The following is a 26,687-nucleotide window of genomic DNA, read 5'->3' as shown; positions in this document are numbered from 1 at the left end:
TTTGATTTAATCTACAGTAGCCATTTCTCGATGTCTTTCAATGATTTCAGTTACTTGACAGTGAATTTTCTCAAAGTTCTTTTCTAATATTTCCTCCTTTTTCCCTTTGAAATCATAGTATTTCGGAGTAGTTCGATAAGAGCTTTCCTCCTGCTTTATTTCCTTCATGTCAAGATTTACCCGACAATGCACGTTGGAGGTTTTATATTTTCCGTCGAATTCAGTTCCCTCTGTAGCGATTATCCCGGCAATCTCCCCTGTATGCATGGAGGCAATTTTTCCTGCAGGAATAAGCGGTTCGTACTTTTCGCTGTAGGACACCGACGTTCTTTCTCGATCAATGGAAACACTCTGTCCTAATTGCTTTCGCTTGCCAAACATCATTTCCAACCAAGACAAAGTATCCTTATGCCGAACTGAGCCACAAAGGACATTTCCGATTACCGAAGTCATGGTAGAAGCCGTTTCTTTCCCCTGTAACTGGTTCAACTGAGGCAATTCTTGGAGCCCCAGCAACACAGCTACTTTATTACTTCTTGCAGTTGAAATCAGATTTTCGATTTTGTGGATGTAAAAGGTCGGTGCCTCATCCGCAATCAGGGCAGTTGGCAGATTCCCTTTGGTGTTGATCAAACGAGTGAGTCTATTAATTACAACCGAATAGCATGTCCCGGTAATACTTTGTGTTTCGGTACTATTGGCCAGGACCAAAACAGATGGTGAGTTGGGGTCTGAGATTTTGAGGTCAAAATCATCTCCACTGAATACCCAGGCTGTTTCCTTGTTGTTAAGTCTGGATAGGAAAATTTTCAGGGTTCCGACCTGACCTTCCAGTTGCTTGAAAACCTTCTTTTCGTAGGCACTTCGAAAAGGAGAAATCATTGACCTGAGCTCTGGGTATTTGGTTAGGCAGTCGAAAATATCCTCATAGTCTCTATTGAGGAAATCCAGCACATGGGCAAACGTCGAGTACTTTCCTTCCTCATACCTGGACACAAAGAATATACAAGCGGAAAGAAAGTTGATGGCCGATTGTTCAAAGAATTTGTCAGCTCCTCCCGAGGAATCGGATTTTTGAAGAGACTGGAAAATTGCCTCTGCAGTTTCGGATGCATTAGCAACTGTTTTCAGATAACGTCTATTGATTGGATTAATCCGTCTGGAGTACTCTACCTCATCCAAGTTAATTACATGGAATTTGAAATTTGAATTTCTCTTTTTGTCTTGAGCTTTCAGGTAATGGAAATAAGCGATCTGCGCCAAATCAGGAAACTTGAAATCATACAGACACATCGTAAATCCTTTTCCGATCATCTGTCGGATAAAGGGATTGATCACCCCAAAAGACTTTCCGGAACCAGGTGTTCCGATCACAAAGGTTCCACGGAATGGATTGACTAAATTGATCCAACCGTTACGGACTTTTCCCTTGTAATAGAATTTCATGGGGATATTGACCGAATAGGGATTTTCGATCTTCTTTTTATCCTGCATAAAGGATTCTCCCTCGATATTCCATTCATCCTTGCCCAGTCCGGATTTGATCATTTTGGACACATTGTCCAATGATGTATGAATTAGGACAGCCCCAATGAATGTACTCAAGATGTAACCGACATTTTCAATGGAAGTATAGTCGATTACCAAAAAAGAGTTTTCCAAGGTGTAGATATAGACCGATCCAAAAAAAAGGATCAGCCCAAACGCCAAGGGAAAAATGATTTGGTTTTTCGGATTTAGATCCAGGTTCTTTTTGGATTTTGTACCGATGGTAGCAAGGCAAATCGCAAATAGGATGGCGATCTTCCCAATTAAGACATTTTGATAGATTTTCAGATTAAGGAGTCTATCAAAAAGCGGAAAAAGAAATTTCCCTATCTCTTCCATTTCCATCAGCTTCGGAGCATAGACAAACATTAGAATGTCCATGAACACCATCAGATAAACGATGAATTGGAATGTACCATGAAGGCTTTTTAACTCTCTTTTCTCATTCATGCCCATTTTTTAAAGTGTGTCTGCATTTAGAAGATCGGAGTATTTGACCCGCATCTTGAGTGATCTCCCACTGATTTGGGATTCTGTCAATTCGATAGTAAACACCTTGGAATTGGGGAAAGTCACCTTTTTGAAGACATAGATATTTCGATATTTCTTATCAAAGCTCTCTGTCGAAAACAGTTGGTATTCGGGTTCAATCTCTATGGACTGAACATTGGTAGCCTTGAGAATTCTCTTATCCTCAATCTTAAACCTGAGCTGGTCCAGGTCAAACTTTAGGTTTGTTTTGTTTTTGAAGGAGATGTCCAAAAAGATATAATCATCAACCGTATAGATCTTGTTGACTTTCCCCGTGATGCCGTACTGAGTGCTTTGAGTGATTTTATTCTTTTTTTTATCCTTGAAAGCTTCAGTTGCAAAAAATCGAAGTTCCTGATCACTCATGGGAATCTCCCCTACCTCCAATGGATTCGTATTGATAGGAAGGATTTCAATCTGAGTTTTCAGTTGGCGTTCGTCATGTGAATACCAAAGATCATATTGGGCAATAAACTTCTGGCCTATTATGGTCACCACTCCAAGGGATTTATTATATCCGTTCAAATCAGAAACACTGTCCCGGACTGCCTTCACTCGAAACACATTTTCCAAGGGAATATCCCCGATCATATCGTTTGTGGAAATATCTACATACTGGATCGGTTCCGGAGAAAGGAAATGGAGGGATATTTCCTCGTCAATGTAAACTCTGGGAAGCTGTGTTTTCAACAAGGTTCCAGTTTGCTGAGCATTGCCCGAAATAGAAATAGCCCAAAAGAGTAGAAATATAAGTTTTAGTTTCATGGCGGATCAGTTTTGGTTTTGGATCGTTTTTTCGTTTTCCTGCAATTCGTTGGGATCGATCAGATAGACTGAGGTTCCATATTTGATATTGGCCTTGTTCTTTTTGATCGTCTTGGAAACTGCCTGAGAAGTTGAGGTAAACATTTTCTGAAGGGCTGACATATACAGCTGGCTTAAATCATCCGAGTTTTGCTGCATGTTGATGCTCATTCCTCCAGTGGTATTGCTACCGAGTTCTTTGGAAAATTCCCTGAAGGCACTGGCCGGAACATAGAGCCCTTCCATCCCGTCCACATCATAAATCGAAAGCTCAATGGGATAAATCTGGTCGCCAACCATCACCGATGAAATGGTAAGCTTCACCCGTTGGGCTTGATACCCAGAAATAAGTGCATAGAGATAAGTTCCTTTGCTCACGAGGGCGTTACCGATCAGTATATCATCCAAAAGTCGGATTCTCAATCTTGCCCCAAGAGTTTCGTTCTTGATATCCTGGTCAATAATCGCCTCAATAAACCTCCCCTTTTTCTCTCGGGTGATGGTATTGAACATTGTTGCCGAACCATTGGTCTTTTGGACTCGGTAAACATCCCTTTCAGTTTCCTGCTTTGGTATTTCTGACTCTTTCTCTTTTTGCTGTTTTTCCTGAAAGGCCGGGTCACTCGCTTTTGAAATGGAATCTATCACGGCCATCTGAGCCCTGAAAAGATCCATTGGGTCTTCGTATTTATTTGCTGGGCTAGTTGTTTTTGCTCCCTCCAATTGGTTGATAGCCTGCAACAGTTCTTCATCTTCTTCAGAAAAGCTTTTCTGCCTGGAACTTCCTTGGGAAACTGGTGGAACCGGGTCGCTGGATTTAGATGGGTTTGAATAAAAGCTTGAGTTTTTTAGGGCATTGTCAATGGAATCCAATAGCCTCTTTTCCTCTTCGTTGTATAGGCTCTTGATCTGACTGGATTCCTCGATATCGAGTTCCAATCCTTTGATGGCAGTGTAGCCGTCATTCTTCCTTTTATAAGTTTCCCGCGACGCATCCAGTTTTGTGTCAATCGGTTTGTTTTGGATCTTTTCTGAAACTTTCCCTATCTGAGCCTGGATACCGCTTGTTCCCTGAATGGGTTGGTTTGGGCTGTCCTTGCTGAATGATTTATAGCCGTAAAACAGCAAACACAAAAAGGGAAGCATGATAATCGGCAGAATGTATTTTGGCTGTTTAAAGTCAATGTTCATCTTCTTTCGGTTGATTGTTAAAGTATTGCAATTGTTCAATCGCTTTTTCTAGGTAAATGGAATCTTCTTTTGAAATGGATTCCTGGGATATGATCCGTTCAATCTGAGTCTTCAATTCGTTCATCTGAATTGCCCGAGAAGAGAGTTCTTGCAGGGCTGAAAGTTCACCGCCCAAATCACTGGGAATGGCATTCAGTCCTTTTTTATTGCCTTGGGACTGATCGCCCGATGTGGGCTTAAGGACAAAAAAGGTCAGAATGAAAGAAGCCACAATAAGAAGGATCATAACGCTAAAAATTACTTTCGCATGCCGGTCCAGAAAGGCCCTGGCCAGCCCCTCGAGTACTTTTACCTGTGGCGAGAATTCATTTTTGAATTCTTGGAACACGGTCGTGTCTCTTACTTTAGAAGGTATTTTTCGAAACATTGGAGAGGTCTTTATTTTCTATGGTTTTCCAGTTCGTGATCAATACCCCATGGCTGTTGTTTTCGCTCCTGGGTATATCGATCAAATCACCCTCAGTGACAATAGATCTGGTGATCGTTGCGCTTCTTCGGTCGATCTTCTGCTTGCCGTAATAGCGGAACCTGTTTTGGTCAATTACAATCGAATCTGTCTGAATAGACAAAACTGAACTTGATGAAAGGATGGAATTGAAATAACCTTTCTCTTTCAGGTTGTTGTATTGGCCTACTCCGGTTTCATCCACAAAGTACATGGCCTTTTCCATCTGATATTCGATGTGTTTATCATCGGGAGTCAGGTTAAAAAAGAGGCTGTGGAACAAGTCCACTGCTGCTTTGTACTCTGCTGGTCGGTTCATTTGCATATTGGTCTGCTTCGCCAAAATGGGAATGTCGTTATCCAGGATATAGATGGACTGTCTCGCGTTAGCTACCTGTTGATAGGCATAGGCTGATACAAACCCGCAAATGATGATGGAGGTCAAAAAACTTCCAATAGAAAGTATGGTTGCCAACCTGATTTTTGATTCTATGTTTTTGATGATCATGCTTAGATTACTTTAGCTCTGGAAATGGTTTTGGTTGCGGATGATCCCATTCTTCCTGCAGTGGTTGCAGCTGATGAAATACCTGAAGTAGATATGATCCAAGTGGATATGGAGGGAACTGTCAGAATTGCAATGGCACTGACGAAAAAAGCGACGATGACCAGCCCGAAGCTCAGCAAGCCATTTCCTGCAAACCAAGCCATCTTTTCAAGCCTATCCACTCCGCCTCCTGTGGAAAGTAAATACTCATACTTATCGATTTCAACTTCCAAAGCATATTGCTGGAGCCTTCCAGTGATATATAGGATCAAAAAAGCGACACCTACATAAAGATTGACCGAGACGAAACGGGCTATCCAGGTAGTAAAAGCATCTCGAAAAGCCGGTAGGATACTGACCACCACCGCAAAAGGACCAAGAATGACCAGCACAGTAGAATAAATGATCTGGATCATGAAAATGATATAGACGCAAATCCTCAGAATCCACATTGCAATCAGTTCAATAATCTGAGTTACCAGCAGTTGAAGACTGGTTTGCATTCTGATCCGCATTTGCATAATCGGTGAAAGGATTTGGTCTGAAAAGAACCCTTTTACACCGTCCACGATCACAGTTCCCAAATCCTCATCTGAATCCTCAGCCTGATCCGAAGCCATTTCAGTTACTGCTTGGTATTCTACCAGCTGATCACCCATCTCCACCATATAAGCGGCACGGTCAAGACGAAGAGAATTATTAGTGTCGTTCTGCGTACTGAATAGAGCTTCTGTCTTGGCCGCAATTAAATCAGTGGGAAAAGCAATGATCTGACAGAAAATTGGCCACCACATGAGCAGGATCACCAAGGCGAAGGGTCTTAAAAGCGGCATGATTTCCAACCTCTTGTCCCCTGCCATCATTTCGTAGCACTTTAGACTGAAAAAAATCAGCATGAAAATACAGGCCAAGGTCTGCGCATCCCTGATAAAAGGGTCGGAATGAGCAAATCCATAATCTCTCATTTCTTCGAAAAAGGTCATCACACCTCTATCGTAAATACTGTTTCCCTGCAAGTAGCTGATAGTCTCCTTGTACTCGTCATGGTTGACAGACTGGGCAAATCCCGTGATCGAAAAGCCCAGGAACATTAAAATTCCGGTGAAAAGCTTCTTCATTTCAGGACTTGGGTTTGATTGGCGATTTTTTTGGCTATGTCCTCTTCATCATGCGGATTTGAAAGAGTGATCTCCCCATTTGCTTTCCGCTCATGGAGCTTCCGGAAGGCTAGCATATTGGTTGACATATCAAGCTTGTACTGCCATTTTTCAAGGACTTCTCTCATTTCAAGCATAATCCTGTGGTACATCAGGATTCGCTGACCTCGCTCCATATCTAAGGTCTTTGAAAACCCATAGCGCTCGGAAAGAGATGTCATGTTGTCCAAGTACCATCGATAGGCTCCATGGTCGGTCATGTACTCCACTACCTCTGGAGAAATTCCCTGAAAAGCTGAGGAAACAGGGTCTTCCAACGGCTTAAGTTCCTTCTTATAATAGAGTTGATAAAGAGGATCCGAGGCCGAAAGAGCACCTGAAATTCGAGCTATTTCTGCACTAGCCAAATTCTTAACAGTATCCGAATGCTGTTTATAGTAGTCGGAAGAGATCTGCATCGCAGCAGCCAACCCAAGCCTCTGGGTCTGCTCTCCGCTGGCTGATAAAGGTCTTCTGTCTAGGCCTGGATAATTGGGATGCAATGCCCAAGTTGAGTACCACAAGTAGTTAATAGGGATTCCTAAAACTTTGATGGGCTTTGGATAAAACTTGTCTTCATCCCATTGCTTGAAAACCATTCTCTCTTGTTGGGCTATAATGGCTTTATCCTTAATTAAAGTCTGTCCATGACTCTTGAGACATATGCAAAAAATGATAGAAATTGTAAGTAAGGTTCTCATCGTGTAAGAGTTTTCTGCTTGATGATAATTTCATTGATCAGCCCTAAATCCTTGTTGACGTAGGATTGATAGGGGTTAAGTGATCGGATTACTCCATTGGCTTTCGCCCAATAGATGCTGTTTTTTGCGGAAAGCATCAGAGCGCGGATTACCTGCAGTTCCTTCTGGACAGTATCTAAAAGTTCGTCCCGGACATTGTAATTGATCAGCAGATTATCACCCTCGTTTAGGATTAAGCTTGACACCTCGGCAGCAAGGTTGATGCTTCTAGATTTAGCTTGAGCTGTATATTCTTCGACAAAAAGAAAAAGGAGCGGATTATTAGAGGCAAGCTCAAATGCCTCAGCTGAAATTGATTTGATATCCAAGACAGTCTCACCAATCATCTTTACCTGAATCGCATCCTTAAATCCTTCATTGACCTGAGTTAGGGACTTGACTATCATCGTCTGAACCATTGCCAGGCTGGATGAATTGACAACGATATCATCCGTATTTTGCTTGATGACATCCAACGTTTGGTGATATCCTATTTCGCTGACATTCCTCATAGCGGCATTTGCATTGACAATCGCAAAATGGTTTCTGTCAAATACCACCGTCACTGATTGAGAATATGCCTGAGCGATATTGATAAACAGCAAAAAGAAAAGGAGCTTCTTCATCTGGCAAGTGTTTTGGCGTTTTGAATGATTTCGTTTACCAGTCCCATTTCTGTAGCCACATATCCCAGATAAGGATTGATTCCTAAGTTTCCCTGTAAATGATGCTTTAGAGATTGGGAAGCGTTGTAAGAAATACCATTGATCTCTCTCAGTTCCTCAATAATGTGCTGAAAAAGAATCCTTCGGTCTGAGACTTTCATTTGATTGACCACCCCTATGCTGGCCGAAAGACCGAGGAGGTAATTCATCAATGAATAGGATTTCTGGACAAAGAGCTTTTCTGTCTCGATTGCAAAAAGGAGGAGAGCAGGATCTTGCTTGCAGTAATACAGGATCTGTTGTTGGTTATCAATGATGGAATTGACCAAAGGTCCAGCAGTTGTACCTATTCCAATCGCATCGATGACAATGGAAAGCTTGGCAAATCGTTCCTGAACCCTTCTGTATTTTTCTTTGACCGATTTAACTAGGTTGTTATTGACCTCCTCATTGACAGCATTTTTTCCCTGATTTGTTTTTGCCTCCTTTTGCAAATTGTACTCGGACTTAGATTCCTCTACCAACTGATGAAGTAAGGCTACATTCGTTTGCGCAAGACTTGTCCCGACATTGGCAAACAGAATAATTAAACTTAGAATCAAGGTTTTCATGGCTGTAGGGTTTTGGCTTTTCTGGCGATATCCTGTGCGAGTTGGATATCCAAATTGATGTATCCCTGAAAAGGATTTAAGGCCTTGAAAACTCCCTTCATCTGGGCAAAGTACATGGATCGATACATGCCATAGGTGTAGGACCTCAGGATTACCATTTCATTCAAGATTTGGTTGATCAACTTGGATCTTTCTCCGGCATCCATAAGGTTATTTTCTCCACCCTTTAGGACAAAAGAACTGACCTCCAAGGCTAGGGAAGTTGCTCGTTGTTGAAACATGGTAGCGTTTCGCTCGGCAAACAGAAGTAAAGCAGGATTCTCACCCGCCAATTCCATCACATCATTTAAATCTCCTGAAATGGCAGTCGCCATTCGTGCGATTTCCTTGACATTGGAAAGGTTGGTCAAAATGGAACTGACCTCGGAAAGTCCTTTGTAGATTTTGTCCTGCATCGTATTGACAATGGTCAGGTTTCCAGTGATTGCCAGCTGGCCCCGCTCAATCAAAGTCATCCTTTCATTAGTCGCCTCAAGCTGTGAGTCTATAACTAAAGCATGGGCGGCGGTGGCAGCCGAAACAGCCGGGTCCACATAAACGGTCTGACTAAATGTTGACCCTGAGAAAAGCAGCAATATGAGCAGTTGAAGATGCCTCATCATGCTATGCGGTAATTCGGTGAAAGAAATGTATCAGTGAGCGGAGATCCTTCTTTGTTGACCTTTTCGAAAAAACTATGAAGACTCAGATTAGAAGTAGTATAATCCTCTACAAATGCGTCCAAACCCATTTTATAGCCTCCAAATGCATTGGCATAAATTTCTACTGCCGATTTTTCTGGCTTTTCCGTGGTGTAGGTTAGGTATTGGAACAGAGAAACCTCAACTCCATATACCTCGCCTGTAGCCCCTCTTCTGATGTAAACTTCCTTGAATCTGCCACGCCCTTCTTGGTTGTCCAGCTGGTTGATGGTAAAAATCTTCCTTCGCTCCTTCTCACTGATGGAAAGCAAAGAAGCAATCTGTGAATAGTTGTCTTTGAACTTGGTTTGGTCTAGCAAGCAAATCGTATCAGAATTGTTGATGATACTATCCTTCACCACTTCATTCCCAATGATATCTCCAAGTTCCTGAGTTACTACAATCGCCTCACCCCAAAACTTCCGAACCGTTTTATACAGATACAGAATATACCCAGCCATCAAAGGAGAAGCGATGGCCTTCCATGCCTCTTCAATGATCAGAGCTTTTCGGTACTTGGTTCGAAATCTCATTTTCTGGATAAATACATCCATGATGATGAGCGTCACTATTGGAAATAGAACCTTATGCTCCTTGATGCTGTCAATTTCAAAAACCACAAAGGATTCGGTGAATAAGGATTGGTCAACCTCTTCGTTTAGCAGATTTTCAAACTCTCCTCCTTGGTAGAATTTTTTGAGCACAAATCGGAATTCATCCAGTTCAAATGTGATTCGCTCACGCTCCATAATTTCCGGAATTGTCTCTAGGGCAAAGTCATAAAAGCTATTGAAGCAAAGCCGATCAATTTTGCCTTTATCAGAGAAAAATGAAGAATAATAAGCTGAAATGGTGTACGAGATCACATCGGCTTCCACCTGTGAAACGGTACCTTCAGCTGTCTTCCATAGAAGTGAAACAAGCGTCAGGAGATAGTCTTTTTTCTCGATGTTGTATTCCTCTTCAGCAATGGCAAAAGGATTGGTGGTAATGGGCTTTTCTTCGGTGTAGGTAATGTATTTGCCATTGTAATATTGACACAGTCCTGAATAGGAATGTCCCGTATCCACGATCACCACATCCATCAACCACTTAGGATCAGGCTGCTTGTTCCACATGCAATACTGCTCCACCAGCGCATTCATAAAGAATGATTTGCCCGACCCGGAAGGCCCCAATACAAATTTGTTTCTATTGTTGATCCGATTAGTCTGCATGGGCAAATCTGAGGGATCAATTTTCAAGGGGATTCCCTGTCTATCGGTGAATCGAATCTGAAAACCACTTTTTTCATCTTGATTCAGTGATTCTTTAAAGAAAAAGCACAATGCAGCATCTGCAGTGGTCAAAAAATAATCGTAAACTTTCAGTTCAGCTGTATTGCATGGAAGGACAGTCCTGAACAACTCCAATTGGTTGTAAGAATTTTTGTTGGCAATAATCCCCTGCTGAAATAAGGACGATTCTACATAGTTACAAGCTCCCTGGATATGTTCTTTCTGAGCCGAAACCAAAACATTGAAATGACAATTGACCAAAAGCTGATTGTTCCTTGTCACATCCTCCAATAACCTGTTAATGTCCTGGACACACATATCATTGGCAGGATCTGGTATTCCTGAATGTCGCTTTCGCTTGACCTCAAGTTTGTGTTGGGTTGGTCTTTGCTCTACGATCTCGATGACTTGATTGTAAACAATGGTTTGGAAGTTTGGGACATCAAATAGAAAACCCATGTTATCAACTGGAAATCCTTTGAGGCTATCCTTGTCACTTCTTTCTGAATGGGATGCTATCGTTTCGGGAAGCTCTACCTTATCGGTGTCAACCAGCGAAATAGATCGGAATGCCCTATCGCCACTTTCCACTTGTTTTTCCACCGGTAACAAATTGTCCAGTACAATTCTATCCTGGTAGAAATTCATACTGAGAATCCTTTTCACATAGCGGTCAATCTCTGTTTTATTCAGAGCATTAGATTTAATCCCTGATCGCTCAAAAAGGTCTGTAACTTTTCCGATGGATTGAATAAAATCATTCACTGATTTTTCACTATACCTTCCTTTTGACCGCTTGGTGATAATCAAATAAGTATTGTGAGAAACATATTCTCTACCCTGAAAATGTTCATCATATTTCCTCTGCAGGTACTCCTTTGAATTATCCTCATGATAGCTTTCAGTGGAAAAAACATCCTGCTTTTGGATCAAATGACCTTCACCTAATATTTTGATGACGTTCGTATATTGCTGGTGAAAAAAGTCGTACCTGGAAGGATCTGCTGAATATTGGACTACAGGGTTTTCAAGTTTCAGAATTAATCCGAAATCCCCATTTAGATTAAAAAGTAGATGGAATCCTTTGAATTCAGTTTCTATACCTGCATAGGGCAACTTAAATTCATTCCTTTTATTCTTCAATATCATTTTTTAGGTTTTAAGGATGTTGCGATTTGGAATACTCCTACATGCCTTGTTTTGCTATGCAGCCCTTTTTTTTGTTGCTGAGAAGTAACCAATAGACCAATTACGATTGCTGAAATTGTGATTACACCTCCTGCAATCATGCTGGTCAAACTTCCGATAACTCCACCCAGCACGACTCCGATAATCAATGAGGAAATTCCCCATCCGATAAATTTTCCTTGAAATCCACGATATATAAGGGGCTTTTGAAGCCCCTTATATATTGGAAATTGCTTAGCCATTAGACACCGAAAAATGCTTTGATGACCACACTCACCAGCACTAGGAAAATGCAGGAACCCAGCCATCCCATCAACTCTTTGTTGATATCCTGATCGCCTTGATTCCACTTGCTGTACACTCGGAAACCTCCTATAATCCCGACCACTGCACCGATCACCAGGCAAAGACTTGCGACAGGATCCACGTAGGTTAATAGCGAGGATTCAGCAGCAGTAATTCCCTGTACTCCCTGGGCATGTGAAGAAATTGAAACAATGGCCATTGCTAAGGCACATGAGATCTTTTTTGTAGTTCTGTTGAACATGATATTTGTGGTTTTAGTAAGAAAATATTTCATGGACTATATTGAATTGGTTGTAAAGTTTTAGGTAAGTGGAACTCCGTAAAGTCCGCTAAGAAAAAAGCTGACAGTTGCGAGAAACAAGCATGCTCCGAACCAGCTGATTACCTCTACATCAATATGATGTCGGCCCATCTGCCAATTGTTGTAAACCCTCAGGCCTCCCAGTAACCCTGAGATGGCACCGGTAACAAGAGATAGTCTTGATAATGCGACGTAGAAAGATTCCATATCTGATTCTACCTCTTGGAATTCTTCCACGCCCGGAGGAGTCTGCGCCAATAATTCCATGCTAGGCAAAGAGAGAATTAGCAGGGAGCAAATGAGAAAATGACTTACCTTCATGAGAACACTACTTTCTTTTTCATTTCGATTGAGTTCTCTTTTGCCAGAGCAAACAAGGAATCTAGGTTAGTCACCCCGCCCGTTGACTTGACAGGATTTGTCTCCTTGAATTCCATTTTCTCCTCTTTACCCTCTGCGTTAGTTGAAGCGGGTTTTTCAGATTTTGGAGTTGATTTGTTGACAAAATCTTCCTCCTCAACGACCATTGGCTTTTCGTCAAATTCTGATAGATCTGACTGGAATGCATAAGAAGGCCTTTCCTGAGATTTGGCACGATGCGGTGTCCTTAACACATCAATGACGACGTTGACCGCATAGTACACTACATAGAAAAGGGCTAGGTATAGAAAGAAATCTGTCCAATTCATAGCTTTAGTTGGTTTAGTGATTTTTTGATTTCGTTGACCAGCTCAGGATTGTTTTCCAGAAAATCCCAGCATACATAGTTCACGAGAGAGGTGACCTTGATCCCAAACAGGTAATTCACGTGTTTGAAGACATCCTCTATTTTAGAATCCATTCGTATCAGTCTGCGATTTTCTCCATTTACTTTATAGTCCCGAATTCGCTCTAATAGCTCATCCACTTCTGGATTCCTCTCCTCCTTTTCTACCTTTCCACTGTTGATGGATTCTGGCATTTTTTCTTCCCCAGGCGTAGGGATTTCGCCTCGAACTCCTTGTACTAGTTTGTTTATATAGTTTCCACTTCCCATGAGGATTCGTCTATGTAGTCGTTGAATATTTTATTGAAAATTGGATCGAGAATTGGATCCAATGTTTTTGGAGAGTAGGATGTAGTTATTCTTTGAAAATCAATCCTATCTGAAACCGGTGAGGTCAATTCCCCAAACTTGCTCAGTGCCTGATTGACACTGTCCAGTGTCTCATATTTTACCGAAGTTTTCACTCGGTTTGGGATCAAAATGATTTTGCTCTCCGGGTTTATCTTTTTGACCACATAGCAAAATTCAAAAGTGCTTGTCACGCTGTATTCATCGTAACAAAAGGGACATATGATCAACCCTGAATCTTTAAAAACCTGTACCAGATTGTCATCATCCATCGTCCCTGCCAGATCAATGACAGTAAGCAGGTTTGGATTCCGAGTTGCTACCTTGCTGATATTCCGGAAACCTGAAATTTTCGATAGCTCTACTTCATACAGCTTCTCATTTTCCAACAGGTCAGAATTAAGGTGCTTGTTATACAAAGACTGCTGAAAATCCATATCGATGACTTTCACCCTCCTATTCTTCTTTTGGACTGAAAAGTTGGAAAAGAGCACTGCCAAGGTACTTTTACCGACGCCTCCTTTCTGATTGGCAAATAGAATGATCATGGTTATTTTTTTATCTGGTGATTTCATTGTCTCTATTGCGTTTTTTCCTTCTTTTCCTTCCATGGGTAGCTTCATCATCTTCGTCATTGGCTACATGTAGTATGGGTATCAAGTCAAATTCGTCCTGGCTTTGTCTTATAGAATGCTCCTCGGATAGGTCTAAATAATCTTCCAAAGCCTGTAGTTGCTTTGGCTGAAGAATATCCTTGGTGGAAACAAATCCTTGTGAGGTCTTCAAGTAAGTATCTCCTTCCTTTCGCTCAAACCTTAATGAATGATGCTCTAATCCTTGCGGGATAGTAGAAAAGTCGTTGAATACTGACCTTAGCTTTACCTTACCTTCAATGACATCAATTGTCTTAGACTTGTCCGTTTGATATGCTTGCTGCTTCCCTCCCGCTTCAAGCAAGCGCTTGATTGGAAACACTTCACTTCCTTTGAATACAATCTTATTGGCATTGTCAATCAGGGAATAGCCGTAAGGTGTCTTTGCATCCTTCCCATGAAAAATCAATTGAACGCCAAACTTGGCTGAAAGGAAATCCCCTAAATCCGAGCGATAACCGAGATGCTTATCTGATACACTCCCGTGTTTCGGTTCAAATAATGGAATTGGGTCAGTTTTGTAGATTTTGGAATACTTATTCAGAATTGCTTTTAGCTGATTAGCTCTAGTCTTATCCAATTCATAGGATTGGAGCTTTTCATTAATTTCAGAAATAGGGATTCGCCCCTGAACTGATCCATATTTGATCAATTCCAGCTGTTGATCCTTTTTCAAAAGCTTGTATCCAAGATTCTCTAAGAGCATCATTCCCTGAGCCTTGGTACTGATTCTGAATTCTTGAAGCGTTTCAGTTGCTCTATTGGCCTCCTGTTTTGGATTCAACCTCATGATCTCGTTGATCGCTTCCTGAGCTCTTATTTTTTCAAAAGAATCATTGATCTTCTTTCCTCCCTTATCAATTCTTGAGGACACTATATGGACATGGTTATTGGACGTATCCTTGTGAAAAACTATCAAGAATGGATTCTGCCCATAGCCCATTTTATCCACCCACTCATGAGCAATATCAGTCAGCTCCTCTTTTGTATATTCTCTTTCCTTGCAGCTGATCATGGCATGAAACTGCTTGTCTCTGACTATGGAATTTCGATTAGAGTGAGCAATCAAAAAGTTCTTCACCTCGTTTGGACCTATCTCTTTAGTGTCCTGGAGATACCCAAAATTGCGCAACCTCATCAGCTCCCCTTTTTCATTTTGGGTTTTGTTAGTGTTGTAAGTCACGCCCTTGAAACTGCTCGTACTGGAAAGAATTTTTGCCCTCATCTGATTGCTTGATAGATTTGTTTCAAAAGCTTGTTCATAAAATCTCGGTGCTCGATATGCTTTGACATTAGCATGGTATGATCTTTAAAAACAGAGGGAGAAATTTTGTCCCTATAGGTATTGGCATGTTTTGCCAATTGGTTGATATTGTTGTTCACCCGAGCCTGTTCAGAGACTAGTTTTTCAATGGAATTCAGGAGTCCGTTGAGATCAATGATTTTGGTTTCTTCACTGCTCAGCTTCATCCTGATCAATTGACTCAGTGACATCTTTAATGACTGACTTTCCTCTTTCAATCGGGTATAGATCTCCGGTTTTAACCTGACAGATACCCAAGAAAGATTCTCTCTTTTCTCTTTCATGGCTGCGTATTAGCAGGAGTAAAGAATTGGAATTGTGCGGTGAAAAAAAATACCTAGAAATGCGCAAAAATGACAAATAGGCATATATGCGTATATAGAAATATATATACGCATATATGCCTAGAGCGCGGGTTTACACCCAAATATTTGAATTATGAATAAGCGTTTAGCGAGTTAATCAGTTCTACCCGGTTTTTACTCTCAGACTTTTTGTAAATAGTCTGAAGGTGCTTGTTGACTGTTCTTTCTGAGATAAAAAGTACTTCAGCGATCTCTTTACTGGTCAGACCTAAGGCTGCCTGTTCTGCAACTTCGCATTCTCTTTTGGTCAAGCCTAGTTCCGTGCATCTTTGGTTGAAAAAAGCACTTTGATCAATTTGAGTCTTTAGATCAAATCCATTCAATTTTTCAAAAGCCTTTCTGTTTTCGTAAATTTTATTTCTGATAAACAAAAAGGTAATGATGATAAAACCAATATTAGTGCATAAAACCTCAAAAAGTTGAGATGCATCTACGTAGCTAAATACTGGTAGCAATACCCAAGGACACATAGCCATATAAGTCAGAACCGCTTCAACAGGATTTTGTGTCCCCTTGAACTTTTTCCTTATACAAAGAAATATTTTGACATCCAGGTAAATGGCATAGGCCAATGGAATTGCCAAGCCGTACCAAATGGTGAAAGGCAGATCATCAAGCAAAGGAAGACCTATCAAAAAGAATAAAACGAAAGGAGCTATAAGGAAAATCCATATGCCTACTTTGGAATCCCATTTCAATTCATCCAATCCAAAAACCCGGTAGAAATAGTATGGAAAAAAAGCTCCCATTACAAAGCCTGACCCATAGGCCAGATTCAATTGTACCTTTTCAGAAAATGCCAAATTAGGATCAGGATACAATCCTCCAGTGACATTATAGATTATCAATAACCCCAACAAAATCAGGTAATATTTACGATTCTTATCAGCAGGATTTTGGAGGTAAAAGACCAATTGCGATACGAAAAACAATACCTCGCATACGACGAAAATAAACGTCACAATATGCATATCTGTGCCGAATACGGTCATATCAAATCCTTTCTATAAAAGTTAAACAAGAAGCCAAATTGATTTGAAGAGGAATAAACTGAAAATCCCAATTCCTCATACCACTTGAAATTGCGCTCAGTTGATGTTTCCAAACAGACTGGTAGATTCCTTGCTTCGGCCATGTTCAGAATTGACTTCATGAGATTGGTGCCCTCTCCTTTTCCCTGGCTTTCTGGATCTACACCAATAAACCAAACATAGAGGAAAGGTTCTTTAGGCTGAGTCTCTTCAATGCTTGATTCCCGTTTTAGCACTTGGGGGATTCTAGGTATTCCAATTCCTTGAAGGGCCAATTTCAAATCCCAAACCCATAATTTAAAAGGCTTACTCTTCTGATCTGAATATTTAATCAAAGCACAAGAATTACCGGAATCAGAAACAAATACTTCCCCATTCTCCAAACAGTTTTCTAAACTGTACTCCATAAGAACTTTCCTTCCTTTTTCGGTTTTCCTGACTACAAAGTCCACGGATTTATTCCCTTTGAATGAGTCTACCAAAATTTTTATGATTTTTTCCCTATCTGCTTCTAAGTATTTTCTCATGTTTTAGTCTCTTAAAATTTAACCGAGTTGCGAGGTGAAATCCCTCCATTTTGGATGATTCTGCTAAGAATCTCTAAAAGGGCAAGTGCGTGTTTGGGAGAAAAATTCGCCAGAATTTGTGTCACAAATACACAACTTGCATGGCACACGCAAAGGATGCCTTAACGCTCATTTTCTACAAAAATCCAGTTACTATTTCAACGGTTCAAAAGCTGTTGCCGTATCGCAAAACCATAAAAGTTTAAAATTGAATTCCAACTTTTAAGATTGATGACTTGAAGCTTTGCACTTCTTTCATGACATATCTAGATATTCCTATATCTGGATATATATCTGTATATCCAGATATACCAAATCTCAGAAATACAGTAAAACAGTTTTGAAATACACTTATAAGCATATATTTGTCAAATAATGCCATTTCGAAAACTCCCAGGAAGAAAGAAAACTTATTCTTTTCTCCAATTTCAAATAGATTCTGATCATGATAAATCACAGAAATTGGATAATTTGTAGATGCAGACTTAACTATTCCTTGTGAATATATCTACATATACAAATATATGGTTTTGCGATATTTTTGAAAATTATATAGCTTTAAAAAAAGTAAAAACTGACTACTAGTGACTGAAAATCAGCGAATAAAAATCATCCGAAAATTTTTAGGTATGACCCAAGTGGATTTTGGTGCATCCATAGGATTGACTCAGGCTGGATATTCAGATATAGAAAGAGGCAAAAACAATGTCTCCGGCAAAATAAAAATCATGCTGAAGCAGGTACACCAGGTGAACTTGGCCTGGCTGGAAAGCGGCGATGGAGAAATGATAGACACTTTCATCCCAACTAAGGGATGGAGTCCAGAAAAGTTAGCCGACGACCAAAAACAGATCGAAAACCTAAAATTAGAAATCGACCGGCTAAACGCTGAAAACAAACTTTACCGTGATCTCCTGGATTCCAAGCTCAAGATGATAGCGACTTTGGAGGAGAGGTTTGGGAAGGAATAGAGGGATCATAATTTACGATAACGGTGAGTGGATGAGCAGTAGTGGACTTCAACCCTCAAATCTGTCAAATAGCACCGACCTTAGATTTTTAGTTTTACCTTCAAAAAAGCACTGAACCCGCTATTGCTTAACACAATGTTGCCCGTGCTTTTTCATTTTCTTTTCTGTCAGCGTTGGGGCTGCCATACCCTTTCGCAAGTTTTGGCTTGTGCCGCTGGATTTAGCGACTTGGCAATGTGTATGGATGTTGAGGATTAATCTACTTTTCATATTCAATTACCTTTTGAAAAACTTGATGGTCTTTGAACGGATGAGCCGTAAAGAATTCAGTTCTTCTTTCATTTGTTTTAAAGGTCAACTGCCTTTCTCCCCAAATAGCCCACACAAACTTCATTTTCTTATCCTTCAAATATTTGTCTAATAAGTCCTTTCTGAGATAAACAAGGGAATGATTGTTATTGTACTCATTGTGGAAATAAACATTAATTGAAGCCGCTGTACCATCTTGGTCTAGTAGGTCGAAAGTTTGAGGCTGGCTAACTAATCCTAATTGATTAGCGAGTTCTTTCGCAACAACTGTGACGTGACCATCTTTGTTTACGGAAGAATGATAACTTTCCCAGTTGTATTTCATTACAGGCATTAGCGCTTCGAATTTTTCCAATTCTGATACTTCAATTTCTATTTCTTCTGGAAACTCTTTATTGATTTCAATGTCTTCTTTATCAATGTCCAAGAATATTGATGGATAATAACCAGGGTCTCCAGGTTTAACTTTCTCTTTTCTTTTACCTACAACAAATTCTAATTCTGTATAGTTGTCATATGTAGCTTCGTCAAATATGTACAGTTCACCCCCATATGTATAGTAGTTTTCATGCTTCTCTGGCAACCAGCGCCCGCCAAGATTTTGCTTGTTTAGCAAATCCATCACTTTACTATAGTCTTTCTCTTCAACTAAGAAACTCCTTATAAATGAGAATCGCTCCCGTTCTGCAGGAACATCTTCTTGAACAATAAATCCATCTAAGCAAATCCATTCTCCGTCCCGCCCTTTTAAAGCCGTTTGAGTTAGGTAGTCTTCAATATGCGGCATCCCACCTTCTTCATACCATTTTTCTAATGGAGAGTTTCTGTCACCTAATAAATCATGAGTTACAAATAGCTCATTTGGTGGTTTCTGTGGAAAGCTGGGGTCTATGTCTGCATCTGATAGTCTGTATCTGTCCCATTCCTTTTCCAAAAGGCCTAAATCATTCCTTAAACCTGCATTCTCAAAAAATGCAATCCAAGAATACTTCTTCCCGTACCGCTCGACTTTAGCTCTTTCTGTACGGCCGCTATAATAGTTGTCATTGCCGAGTGAAGTCTCAGCTTCTTTGAACAGTTCTTCGTTCCAACCCAAGTCGTGAATCCGCCACAGAATTTGCTTCCGAACTTTAACCTTTTCAGGTGGATTAGCATAAGATCCTCCATCTTTCACAATTCTTCCTATCGTATAATTGCTGAAATCCATGTGAATAGGGCCAGAGTAGCCAAATTCAATTTCTTCATGATTGCGTTCACCTAAATCCCTAATACCGCCATAAGAATACGGAGGTCGAATTTCTTCTATTTCGCTTGATGTTAATAGGTTAGGGTGATGAATCAAACATATTTCAATTGTTCTTCTGGCGTAATCTCTGGCTAAAATATGGGTTGTTGAAAATGGAGCGTCATTTTTGAACATTAGATCATGTAACGATTTCCCAATTTCAGGAAGAGTTTCTTTTCGAAACTTATCCGAACTTATGGAGTTATGATTTCCCATTGAAACCCCATATAAACATGCTAAACTACGCTCCCATACATAAGGGTCATTAATTTTCAATGATTCAAAAACTAGCTTAGAAAACGAAGAAGGAAATTTCCTCCCATAGTAATAAAGTGCTCTTGTGGACTTATCTCGAAGGTTACGGTTTGTACTCGTCAGAAACCATAAGATGAATTTTGCAAGAAGGTGTTGTTTCCTAATTAAAATCTCCGACTCTCTATTATTCAATTTACATTGTTGCTCAAATTCTTCAACAAACTCTTCTAAATCATAGGCTCTTTTTCTAATGTACTCTGTCCAACTTAGATCTCTTGCATTCATTTCTAAAGAGGCAAGAAGCTGAGAAAAAAAGTTAGAGTTTAAAGGGTGTTTAGTATCACTGACTGTTTTAAAGAAAAGGTCAAGTAGTGGTTTATGATTTTCAATTGAACGGTTGAATAGTGACCTTACTAATTCTCGGTCGGTATCTTGAACAAATTGTGCTGGCAAGCTAAACAGTGTAACAACTGACTGACTAAAGCAGTAATTTGAGAATGAAATACTCTCTTTAAATTGTTTCTTGACAAACTTTGGCAGCTTCTTAAAAATTGACTTTTTGGTAAATCGTAATTTCCAATTGGTTTTAAGCAATTCGTGCATTGCAACATTTTTCACCTGTGGCAATAACATGCACAATGCATATAGTACATCTTCATACAAGGGATGCTGACCTTTCTCTCGAATTATCTTGTTAATGAATTCTGTGCTTGTGAAATACTTCAAATTATTAGTACGCTCTATTAATCTAACACCAATTAGGAACCCTGCGAGCATATCGTAGGTGAAACTGACAAATTCTATTTTCTCTCTTATATCGCGGGTCATTACCAATCCCTCACTGATTAATATATCCGCTTTTGAGTTGTCTTTGTCATACTCTTTATCACCATCAATTAAGGTGTAGAACTTATCTATTGGAATTTCCCGTAGATCATTTTCCCATAAGAACTCAGATAGAACTGATAGGCTGTTATTAATGAAAGGTTCATTAGACCTTAAAAGATGGTTGCTATTTGTTACCCTACGATTGACTTGATCCAGATATTCTTTAAAGATATCATAGGTAGACTCCTCCTCAATATTGACTTCTACAGGGTCTCCACTTCTCCAATTCGGATTTTTAATTTCACAGAAAATTTTTAAAAAAATTGGCTCTCGAAATTTTTCTAATCGTGCAAAAAATAGGTCTGCTTTTAACAGGTATTTGCTGAAATATTTGTTGACCGCCTCCTGAATAGTTTCATAGTCGTCAAATCCATTCAAGTAGTGAAAGTTGGCATTCGAATCAGCCCAAACCCTATTCTTGTAAGAATTACGGCAGGTAGTAATTAGTACTAAATTGTCACGTTCATTAGTTTTAGTTTCAAAACTGCTAAGGTGGTTTTTCCAAATAGGGGAAAAGTACCTGTTTTCTATTGTTTCATTCAGTCCATCAATGATTATTGGAACTTTTTTCTTAACTATCGAACCGTAAATATCCAGAGCATCAAGGAATTCATCTTCTGTGAATTTATTCTCAACGTCAAGGATTTTTCTTATCGCCTCAGAAATAGACTTTTCCCCTGAAAACTTGTCAGCTGTGAGAAAAATAGCTGGTTCATTCTGCTGAATTCTCTTAAATGCGATGTCACACGAAAGATGAGTTTTTCCTTTACCTGCGTCTGAGATAAAATGAATAGTCCTTTGAGACTGGTGAAAGTAATTCCTGAAGAAACGTTCATAAATTTCACCAAATTCGGATATGAGATAGGAAATTGAATATGCATCTCTTGCTGCCCTTGACTTTTCTTCAAAGGATGAATAATCAATCTTATCGAGGTATTTGAAAAAGTCCTTTCTCAAATCTTCTATTTGAAAAGATGAAAGTTCTGTTCCTTTAAAGGAAACAAAACAATTCTTTAAAGAGTCGATCTTTTCAAACACTAACGAAATATGCTTTTGAAAATCTTGACAAACGATAAGGTAAGCACCTCTGATACTTTCCTCCTTTTTGGAGATATTTTTTTCGTCACGGAAATCTACAATGGCAGATTTTATTTGATTGGCTTTATCGAGAAGCTCCTTTTTTAAACCCTCTAAGTGTTTTAAATAACCCGTATTAAGAAGAGAGAAGTCAATGATTGTTTGAGTGTATTGATCTATACTGTGAAGATCTGGATCGAATTTGTCCTTAACCTTTTGGTAGTTTTCTTCAAATCTACGATTGAACCATCCATCGTTAAATTCAAGTTCACCAAAAAAGAAACTTCTAATACCAAGAAGTTTTGCACTATTCAGAAATGATACAAAGTCCGATTTACCCCAAAGTTCAAGATTAATTATTCTGGAAGTGGGAATCTTCTTAGGAAGTTCGTTATTGAACCAGCTGCGCTCTCCCTTACTAAACTTTCCTTTACTTGAAAGACTATCAGTAGTTAAGTCTGTTTTTAAACAGAGAAACCACTTAGTCAAATTCATATGATTTCTACAAGCTGTTTCTAAGGAATTTTCAATTGCTGTATCTCTTGAACTTACATTCAATCTGCCATTGTCACCAAAAAATTTACATTGCCAACCCCAAGTCTCCCCATTATTGTGTTTCAAGTAGAATTCAACGCCTCCATCACCACCGCTACCATCGATAGGAGTGAATTTTCCAAGATGGCCATATTCTTTTAATGCAATTTGATAACAAAGCTGTTCAAAGCACTGGGTTACTTTTCCATCATAAGGTTTCAGCTTACCAAAATCTATGTTTTCAATTCCTGTCATTTATTTCATTGTGCTTTGGCAATAAATAGCTCTTTTGGTTTTTTGCGTTTGGCTTGTGAGTCGGCAAAATCGAATGAGTTATTTGTGCGGTGGATTTTTTCAGCATGGCATACAACGATTGAACATCCTCAATTGGTGTTATTTCCCAAAATAAGGCAAATCCCCTTAAGTAGTTGGTGATATTTCCCATTTATTTGACACTCATACTTATCACACTTTGGCTCTGAGGATGCGTTTTGAATAAATGGTGCTGCCAAGAAAAGGATTAACCCAAACAAAAAAAATACCCTGTACTGGGTATTTTTGTGTATAAAATGAAAAAAACTGAATATGTCACTTCCTAACATGTTTCTAATTTCTAGTGACAACATGAGGCTTCAAAAGCTCATTAAAATCCTCAAATCCCTTATATCGATACCTTTGATCGGTCACTTCAGTTTGAAATCTCCATATTCCTTCAACATCTCTAGAGCTGATTTTGAGAGTTGAAATGAGCTTCTCAAATTTATCACGGCAACCCTTTAGCATCTTCAAATCCCAATCAGTAGAAATTGAATTCCTTCGACAATAGTGGTAAAGCTGGGCTGCTTTCATGAAAAAGCCCGTGTACTTATCACCGGTAGCATCGTTATCCAGGTAAAGATCTACCACCTCACATTCTGCCAAAACATCCAGGATCAGGCTTAATTTCAGATTGGCAGTACTGTTCAAAATAATTGCTTTTAAATCGGTTGCTCCTGACAACTTCAGATAACTCAGAAAGTCAAACCAGCCTTCGAAGATTTTTATTCTTTCAGGAGTTCCAAGTACCTGGATAGAAATACCTCCTCCTAGAATATTCCCTTTGAAAATGGAAGATCTAAGCACCCATCCACCAGACTCGTTGGGAAAACCAACAGCGAAGTACTTCCTCCCTTTATTTCCCCAATGTACTTCCTTAGCGAAATCCGAAATCTCATTAGGCTCTAGCCCCCTGGTTCGTATATAATTCACCAAAGCCGGATGAGAAACCCTCTTTACACTTTCAATCTTAATCTTCGGTGCGGCCTTTGGCTTATTCGTTGGTATCACGGTTCTCTCTGTTGGAAAATCAGAAAGTTGCTCAACTGACTGGGCAAAGGTTTTATTTTCGAAAACCTGGACAGCTTCTAAAACATCCCCTCCTCTTCCTGCAGCATGGTCATACCACACATTGGTTCTATGATCCACTGCGATGGAACCAGTCCGCTGTGAGAGAAACCCAAAGAAATGCTCCTTCCCTTGCATACCTTCATATTTCAGTGCTCCAACACTCACTAAGCCCTGGAAATAATCTATTATAGAGAAGTCCCTTTTGATTCGACTCGCTTCATGTTTTAAATCAGTATAATTCATGGTTGGTTTTGTGTTAAAGTGTTTTCACTAATTAAAAAAGACAGTTGATTTACAGCCACTTGAAATCAGTAGCTATTTTTCTCTTTTGCTGACATTTGATAGAAATACATCAAAAAGAAAAAGAAGGGTAGGAGGTATAGGAATTCGTACGGTTCGTACACCTCGTACCCCTCGTACAGTACGATTCGTTCGAGTCCGACTAATCCTCGATTTCAGCCTGTTTCAGCCACTTTCGCACGGCTCCTTCTGACACTCCTAATTCCAGAGCGATTTTCACATTCGAATAGCCACTCTTTTTCAGTTCAAAAGCTTTATTCTTTACCTGGACCTTATCAGCTGCATCGAAGTGCTTGAGATGCTCTGACTCTTTTCCATATTCTAAAAATTTGAAGGAGCTGAAATTAGTCTCCTTACCGATTTTGCATACCAATACATTCTCAGAAGGAAATTGAAATGCTCCATACCGGACTTTGATTTGTTTCAGGTATTTAATCGATGGATCTTTTTGACTCTCCCCTACTGCGAAGCAAGAATCGATAAGATTGATAAAGCTCTTGCTTCCCTGAATGTCATTTCTACTGATGGGAGCAAATAAATTCCTCTTGGGAGTATGTGCTATCAATAAGATCGACCAGCCATACATCTTCTTTAGGTTGTTAAGCCGAATCAAAAACGGAGTAGTATTCTTTGCTTTTTCATTATCAGAAATGACACAGGACAGATTATCGATCACCAGAATTTTTGCCTTGGACTCAGTGGTTTGGCTTTCAATCTCACGAAAGAGAAAGGATTCGTAATCTTCTACCGATACATCATAGCCATAGGGATTGATTTCAGCTCTTAAAAATTGTTCACTGAATTCGAAATGGTCAAACAGGATGTCTTTATCCTTATCGTGTTGTGCATATCGCATTTCAAATTGCTTGGCCGTCAATTCCAGGTCAAAGTAAATTACCTTGGACTTAGGAAGCTCCATTTCCAGGCCTAGCGTCGAAGTTCCTTTTGTCACACTGTCGATGATCTGAACAGCAAGCAGAGATTTACCCTGATTCGTATCGGCAAAGAGGATACATAGCTCTTCTTCATACCAAAATGGGCCAAATATCTTTTTGGGGATTGGTTTACTTTTGGCCTCATCAATCCACTGGTTAGCGGATTTGATGGTTAAAAATTCACCATTTCTGGGTGCATTAGAATTAGATTCTTGATTTAATAAAGTCATACTTTTTGGCATTAAAATTCCAGGCAACATTATTATCCAATGCTGCAATTAATTGTTTAAGAATAAATTGATTAGATCAGTTGATCACCAAGAGTTGGTGCTGAGTCGGGAGAGATGAAAAAGTTGGGAGATCAGTCTTGCCTAAGTTGACTTTGATTGAAAGTTTTACCAATTTAGTACACACTTTTAATAACAGAAGGTTAAAAGACAACTTGGAACTGCCCACTGGCTTTTTCAACAAAAGGAAAGGATGGCTGTCCTTTCCTTTTTAATTTTCAAACTCTCCAGCATAAAATCTTTCCACCTCTCTTTGGTGGATAAAGCGTCTTTTCCCTCTGAACATGGAGCGGAATTCCTCTCCCCTAGATTCAGAAACGGACTCCATTTTGGAAATGGAGTAATGGGATTTCACACCTGTTGCCTCCATGAATTCCTGAAGTGAGAGCCATTCGTTTTTTATGGACTTATCGGAAGTCCCCGAACTCATATTTGCAATTTTCTCTTCCAGCTTGTTGAACTTCTCTTCAAGCCATTTTTGGCTAACAGCTGAAAACGGAATAAAAGTGTCTTGATTCATCTTGATTTGAGTTTGATTTACTCAAATATAAGCAAAAAATATAAAATCGGTCACTAGTGTCCGATTTTTTAACATTTAAATATTTATAGGCTTCAAATGATAGAAATGGTGCATTTCTGCATCAAATTTCTCATCTAGCCATTTTCTCAATTTAGAAGAAACTCTTTCTCCTTCTTCATCTGCCATCCTGACTTGCAGCCTAGTCACCTCTGGCCAATTAAGGGACTTGTACTCCAAATAATAGTCAAAGACCTCCTTAACCTCTGGGATATTCATAATCCTACTAAAAAGCTCCGAATCCAAATGACGTAAAGCAGACAAGAACCGAACGGGACCAGCCACTTCATACAACTCAGCTAAATCCTGATTGATATTCCAAAGGATCTCCTTTACCTCTCTATCCTCAAAAATGGAATCAAAATAGTCAACGACCCTTTCCAAGGTGACCTTTTCATAGGCTTCATTCACTATCATAGACGGCGTAAATTCTACTTCCAAAGAATCCTCAAAGTAATCCCGAAGCATCTCAATATACTTAACTTCCTCCTCAATGATTCTGGATACTTCTCGATCTAAAGCACTAAGATCACCATCATGATCCTTTACAAATTTCATCCCGATTCTAGAAGCAAATTTGGTTTTGACATTCTTGTATCGAACCATGACGTACAGCGGAAATCCGGTGGCAGATTTGCCTATCTTTTCCAGCTCATTACCATGATAATGTTTGATAGCCAGCTTGCTCTTCTTTTGCATAA

General features: G+C 39.7%; 28 protein-coding genes. 1 reads left to right on the top strand and 27 read right to left on the bottom strand.

The features are described from left to right. Positions 1-6 precede the first annotated feature (6 nt). The 21 genes from FHS59_RS12745 to FHS59_RS12645 all read right to left on the bottom strand — a co-directional run bounded on the left by FHS59_RS12745 (position 7) and on the right by FHS59_RS12645 (position 17,143). Positions 7-1,998, bottom strand: coding sequence for a type IV secretory system conjugative DNA transfer family protein (locus tag FHS59_RS12745; protein ID WP_091692857.1), 1,992 nt, complete (start codon positions 1,996-1,998; stop codon positions 7-9). A gap of 9 nt (positions 1,999-2,007) precedes the next feature. Next, the gene (traN, locus tag FHS59_RS12740; RefSeq protein ID WP_221444497.1) at positions 2,008-2,844 is read right to left on the bottom strand and encodes a conjugative transposon protein TraN; all 837 of its coding nucleotides are present in this window, start codon (positions 2,842-2,844) and stop codon (positions 2,008-2,010) included. A 6-nt stretch (positions 2,845-2,850) separates the two neighbouring features. Further along, on the bottom strand, positions 2,851-4,074 hold the full coding sequence (gene traM / locus FHS59_RS12735) for a conjugative transposon protein TraM (RefSeq protein WP_184495518.1): 1,224 nt from the start codon (positions 4,072-4,074) through the stop codon (positions 2,851-2,853). Then, the gene (locus FHS59_RS12730; protein WP_091692299.1) at positions 4,064-4,462 is read right to left on the bottom strand and encodes a hypothetical protein; all 399 of its coding nucleotides are present in this window, start codon (positions 4,460-4,462) and stop codon (positions 4,064-4,066) included. Before FHS59_RS12730 ends, traM begins: the two co-directional genes overlap by 11 nt. Before the next feature lie 16 nt (positions 4,463-4,478). Further along, on the bottom strand, positions 4,479-5,087 hold the full coding sequence (gene traK, locus FHS59_RS12725) for a conjugative transposon protein TraK (protein WP_184495517.1): 609 nt from the start codon (positions 5,085-5,087) through the stop codon (positions 4,479-4,481). A gap of 2 nt (positions 5,088-5,089) precedes the next feature. Then, positions 5,090-6,244 carry a plasmid transfer protein gene (locus tag FHS59_RS12720; protein WP_091692301.1) on the bottom strand — a complete coding sequence of 385 codons (1,155 nt, stop codon included), beginning with the start codon at positions 6,242-6,244 and terminating at the stop codon, positions 5,090-5,092. Then, positions 6,241-7,023, bottom strand: coding sequence for a TroA family protein (locus FHS59_RS12715; protein ID WP_184495516.1), 783 nt, complete (start codon positions 7,021-7,023; stop codon positions 6,241-6,243). The genes FHS59_RS12720 and FHS59_RS12715 overlap by 4 nt, the downstream gene beginning before the upstream one ends. After that, positions 7,020-7,688 (bottom strand): hypothetical protein, encoded by a 669-nt coding sequence (locus FHS59_RS12710; protein WP_184495515.1) that lies wholly within the window; start codon positions 7,686-7,688, stop codon positions 7,020-7,022. Before FHS59_RS12710 ends, FHS59_RS12715 begins: the two co-directional genes overlap by 4 nt. Continuing rightward, positions 7,685-8,338, bottom strand: a complete 654-nt coding sequence (locus FHS59_RS12705; protein ID WP_184495514.1) for a hypothetical protein — start codon at positions 8,336-8,338, stop codon at positions 7,685-7,687. The genes FHS59_RS12710 and FHS59_RS12705 overlap by 4 nt, the downstream gene beginning before the upstream one ends. Next, positions 8,335-9,000 carry a hypothetical protein gene (locus FHS59_RS12700; protein ID WP_246388425.1) on the bottom strand — a complete coding sequence of 222 codons (666 nt, stop codon included), beginning with the start codon at positions 8,998-9,000 and terminating at the stop codon, positions 8,335-8,337. Before FHS59_RS12700 ends, FHS59_RS12705 begins: the two co-directional genes overlap by 4 nt. Next, complete coding sequence (locus tag FHS59_RS12695) at positions 8,997-11,504, bottom strand: TraG family conjugative transposon ATPase (protein ID WP_221444496.1); 2,508 nt, start codon at positions 11,502-11,504, stop codon at positions 8,997-8,999. The genes FHS59_RS12700 and FHS59_RS12695 overlap by 4 nt, the downstream gene beginning before the upstream one ends. Continuing rightward, the gene (locus tag FHS59_RS12690) at positions 11,501-11,785 is read right to left on the bottom strand and encodes a DUF4133 domain-containing protein (RefSeq protein ID WP_184495513.1); all 285 of its coding nucleotides are present in this window, start codon (positions 11,783-11,785) and stop codon (positions 11,501-11,503) included. Before FHS59_RS12690 ends, FHS59_RS12695 begins: the two co-directional genes overlap by 4 nt. Continuing rightward, entirely contained in the window at positions 11,785-12,090 is a 306-nt protein-coding gene (locus tag FHS59_RS12685; RefSeq protein WP_184495512.1) for a DUF4134 domain-containing protein, read from the bottom strand. The genes FHS59_RS12690 and FHS59_RS12685 overlap by 1 nt, the downstream gene beginning before the upstream one ends. A gap of 60 nt (positions 12,091-12,150) precedes the next feature. Beyond that, entirely contained in the window at positions 12,151-12,471 is a 321-nt protein-coding gene (locus FHS59_RS12680; RefSeq protein WP_184495511.1) for a DUF4134 family protein, read from the bottom strand. Further along, the gene (locus FHS59_RS12675; protein WP_184495510.1) at positions 12,468-12,839 is read right to left on the bottom strand and encodes a hypothetical protein; all 372 of its coding nucleotides are present in this window, start codon (positions 12,837-12,839) and stop codon (positions 12,468-12,470) included. Before FHS59_RS12675 ends, FHS59_RS12680 begins: the two co-directional genes overlap by 4 nt. Next, positions 12,836-13,186: a hypothetical protein gene (locus FHS59_RS12670; protein WP_184495509.1), complete on the bottom strand. Its 351-nt coding sequence runs from the start codon at positions 13,184-13,186 to the stop codon at positions 12,836-12,838. The genes FHS59_RS12675 and FHS59_RS12670 overlap by 4 nt, the downstream gene beginning before the upstream one ends. Then, positions 13,165-13,812: a ParA family protein gene (locus FHS59_RS12665; RefSeq protein WP_184495508.1), complete on the bottom strand. Its 648-nt coding sequence runs from the start codon at positions 13,810-13,812 to the stop codon at positions 13,165-13,167. Before FHS59_RS12665 ends, FHS59_RS12670 begins: the two co-directional genes overlap by 22 nt. Positions 13,813-13,822: 10 nt before the next feature. Beyond that, positions 13,823-15,142, bottom strand: coding sequence for a relaxase/mobilization nuclease domain-containing protein (locus tag FHS59_RS12660; protein WP_184495507.1), 1,320 nt, complete (start codon positions 15,140-15,142; stop codon positions 13,823-13,825). Continuing rightward, complete coding sequence (mobC, locus tag FHS59_RS12655) at positions 15,139-15,504, bottom strand: plasmid mobilization relaxosome protein MobC (protein ID WP_184495506.1); 366 nt, start codon at positions 15,502-15,504, stop codon at positions 15,139-15,141. Before mobC ends, FHS59_RS12660 begins: the two co-directional genes overlap by 4 nt. A gap of 152 nt (positions 15,505-15,656) precedes the next feature. Next, complete coding sequence (locus tag FHS59_RS12650) at positions 15,657-16,577, bottom strand: helix-turn-helix domain-containing protein (RefSeq protein WP_184495505.1); 921 nt, start codon at positions 16,575-16,577, stop codon at positions 15,657-15,659. After that, positions 16,574-17,143 (bottom strand): GNAT family N-acetyltransferase, encoded by a 570-nt coding sequence (locus tag FHS59_RS12645; protein WP_184495504.1) that lies wholly within the window; start codon positions 17,141-17,143, stop codon positions 16,574-16,576. The genes FHS59_RS12650 and FHS59_RS12645 overlap by 4 nt, the downstream gene beginning before the upstream one ends. 623 nt (positions 17,144-17,766) lie before the next feature. Here FHS59_RS12645 and FHS59_RS12640 point away from each other — a divergent pair. Beyond that, positions 17,767-18,153, top strand: coding sequence for a helix-turn-helix domain-containing protein (locus FHS59_RS12640; RefSeq protein ID WP_184495503.1), 387 nt, complete (start codon positions 17,767-17,769; stop codon positions 18,151-18,153). Positions 18,154-18,412: 259 nt separating this feature from the next. Here FHS59_RS12640 and FHS59_RS12635 read toward each other — a convergent pair whose 3' ends face one another. From FHS59_RS12635 to FHS59_RS12610, 6 genes are all read right to left on the bottom strand, one after another. Further along, on the bottom strand, positions 18,413-22,756 hold the full coding sequence (locus tag FHS59_RS12635; RefSeq protein ID WP_184495502.1) for an NACHT domain-containing protein: 4,344 nt from the start codon (positions 22,754-22,756) through the stop codon (positions 18,413-18,415). Beyond that, positions 22,743-22,946: a hypothetical protein gene (locus FHS59_RS12630; RefSeq protein WP_184495501.1), complete on the bottom strand. Its 204-nt coding sequence runs from the start codon at positions 22,944-22,946 to the stop codon at positions 22,743-22,745. Before FHS59_RS12630 ends, FHS59_RS12635 begins: the two co-directional genes overlap by 14 nt. Before the next feature lie 161 nt (positions 22,947-23,107). Next, on the bottom strand, positions 23,108-24,130 hold the full coding sequence (locus FHS59_RS12625) for a toprim domain-containing protein (RefSeq protein ID WP_184495500.1): 1,023 nt from the start codon (positions 24,128-24,130) through the stop codon (positions 23,108-23,110). A 199-nt stretch (positions 24,131-24,329) separates the two neighbouring features. Next, the gene (locus tag FHS59_RS12620; RefSeq protein ID WP_184495499.1) at positions 24,330-25,352 is read right to left on the bottom strand and encodes an AAA family ATPase; all 1,023 of its coding nucleotides are present in this window, start codon (positions 25,350-25,352) and stop codon (positions 24,330-24,332) included. Between the two features lie 268 nt (positions 25,353-25,620). Beyond that, positions 25,621-25,929 (bottom strand): hypothetical protein, encoded by a 309-nt coding sequence (locus tag FHS59_RS12615; RefSeq protein WP_184495498.1) that lies wholly within the window; start codon positions 25,927-25,929, stop codon positions 25,621-25,623. 75 nt (positions 25,930-26,004) lie between these two features. Continuing rightward, positions 26,005-26,685: a hypothetical protein gene (locus FHS59_RS12610; RefSeq protein ID WP_184495497.1), complete on the bottom strand. Its 681-nt coding sequence runs from the start codon at positions 26,683-26,685 to the stop codon at positions 26,005-26,007. Positions 26,686-26,687 lie beyond the last annotated feature (2 nt).

This window comes from Algoriphagus iocasae (assembly GCF_014206875.1).
GTDB lineage: Bacteria > Bacteroidota > Bacteroidia > Cytophagales > Cyclobacteriaceae > Algoriphagus > Algoriphagus iocasae.
The sequence above is the reverse complement of the archived record's forward strand: the minus strand, read 5'-3'. Positions and strand labels throughout refer to the sequence as shown.

Bases quoted from the DNA above. Each gene is read 5' to 3' on its own strand.
- FHS59_RS12745 (WP_091692857.1), bottom strand. From the start codon at position 1,998: ATGAATGAGAAAAGAGAGTTAAAAAGCCTTCATGGTACATTCCAATTC.
- traN (WP_221444497.1), bottom strand. From the start codon at position 2,844: ATGAAACTAAAACTTATATTTCTACTCTTTTGGGCTATTTCTATTTCG.
- traM (WP_184495518.1), bottom strand. From the start codon at position 4,074: ATGAACATTGACTTTAAACAGCCAAAATACATTCTGCCGATTATCATG.
- traK (WP_184495517.1), bottom strand. From the start codon at position 5,087: ATGATCATCAAAAACATAGAATCAAAAATCAGGTTGGCAACCATACTT.
- FHS59_RS12720 (WP_091692301.1), bottom strand. From the start codon at position 6,244: ATGAAGAAGCTTTTCACCGGAATTTTAATGTTCCTGGGCTTTTCGATC.
- FHS59_RS12715 (WP_184495516.1), bottom strand. From the start codon at position 7,023: ATGAGAACCTTACTTACAATTTCTATCATTTTTTGCATATGTCTCAAG.
- FHS59_RS12710 (WP_184495515.1), bottom strand. From the start codon at position 7,688: ATGAAGAAGCTCCTTTTCTTTTTGCTGTTTATCAATATCGCTCAGGCA.
- FHS59_RS12705 (WP_184495514.1), bottom strand. From the start codon at position 8,338: ATGAAAACCTTGATTCTAAGTTTAATTATTCTGTTTGCCAATGTCGGG.
- FHS59_RS12700 (WP_246388425.1), bottom strand. From the start codon at position 9,000: ATGATGAGGCATCTTCAACTGCTCATATTGCTGCTTTTCTCAGGGTCA.
- FHS59_RS12695 (WP_221444496.1), bottom strand. From the start codon at position 11,504: ATGATATTGAAGAATAAAAGGAATGAATTTAAGTTGCCCTATGCAGGT.
- FHS59_RS12690 (WP_184495513.1), bottom strand. From the start codon at position 11,785: ATGGCTAAGCAATTTCCAATATATAAGGGGCTTCAAAAGCCCCTTATA.
- FHS59_RS12685 (WP_184495512.1), bottom strand. From the start codon at position 12,090: ATGTTCAACAGAACTACAAAAAAGATCTCATGTGCCTTAGCAATGGCC.
- FHS59_RS12680 (WP_184495511.1), bottom strand. From the start codon at position 12,471: ATGAAGGTAAGTCATTTTCTCATTTGCTCCCTGCTAATTCTCTCTTTG.
- FHS59_RS12675 (WP_184495510.1), bottom strand. From the start codon at position 12,839: ATGAATTGGACAGATTTCTTTCTATACCTAGCCCTTTTCTATGTAGTG.
- FHS59_RS12670 (WP_184495509.1), bottom strand. From the start codon at position 13,186: ATGGGAAGTGGAAACTATATAAACAAACTAGTACAAGGAGTTCGAGGC.
- FHS59_RS12665 (WP_184495508.1), bottom strand. From the start codon at position 13,812: ATGATCATTCTATTTGCCAATCAGAAAGGAGGCGTCGGTAAAAGTACC.
- FHS59_RS12660 (WP_184495507.1), bottom strand. From the start codon at position 15,142: ATGAGGGCAAAAATTCTTTCCAGTACGAGCAGTTTCAAGGGCGTGACT.
- mobC (WP_184495506.1), bottom strand. From the start codon at position 15,504: ATGAAAGAGAAAAGAGAGAATCTTTCTTGGGTATCTGTCAGGTTAAAA.
- FHS59_RS12650 (WP_184495505.1), bottom strand. From the start codon at position 16,577: ATGACCGTATTCGGCACAGATATGCATATTGTGACGTTTATTTTCGTC.
- FHS59_RS12645 (WP_184495504.1), bottom strand. From the start codon at position 17,143: ATGAGAAAATACTTAGAAGCAGATAGGGAAAAAATCATAAAAATTTTG.
- FHS59_RS12635 (WP_184495502.1), bottom strand. From the start codon at position 22,756: ATGACAGGAATTGAAAACATAGATTTTGGTAAGCTGAAACCTTATGAT.
- FHS59_RS12630 (WP_184495501.1), bottom strand. From the start codon at position 22,946: ATGGGAAATATCACCAACTACTTAAGGGGATTTGCCTTATTTTGGGAA.
- FHS59_RS12625 (WP_184495500.1), bottom strand. From the start codon at position 24,130: ATGAATTATACTGATTTAAAACATGAAGCGAGTCGAATCAAAAGGGAC.
- FHS59_RS12620 (WP_184495499.1), bottom strand. From the start codon at position 25,352: ATGACTTTATTAAATCAAGAATCTAATTCTAATGCACCCAGAAATGGT.
- FHS59_RS12615 (WP_184495498.1), bottom strand. From the start codon at position 25,929: ATGAATCAAGACACTTTTATTCCGTTTTCAGCTGTTAGCCAAAAATGG.
- FHS59_RS12610 (WP_184495497.1), bottom strand. From the start codon at position 26,685: ATGCAAAAGAAGAGCAAGCTGGCTATCAAACATTATCATGGTAATGAG.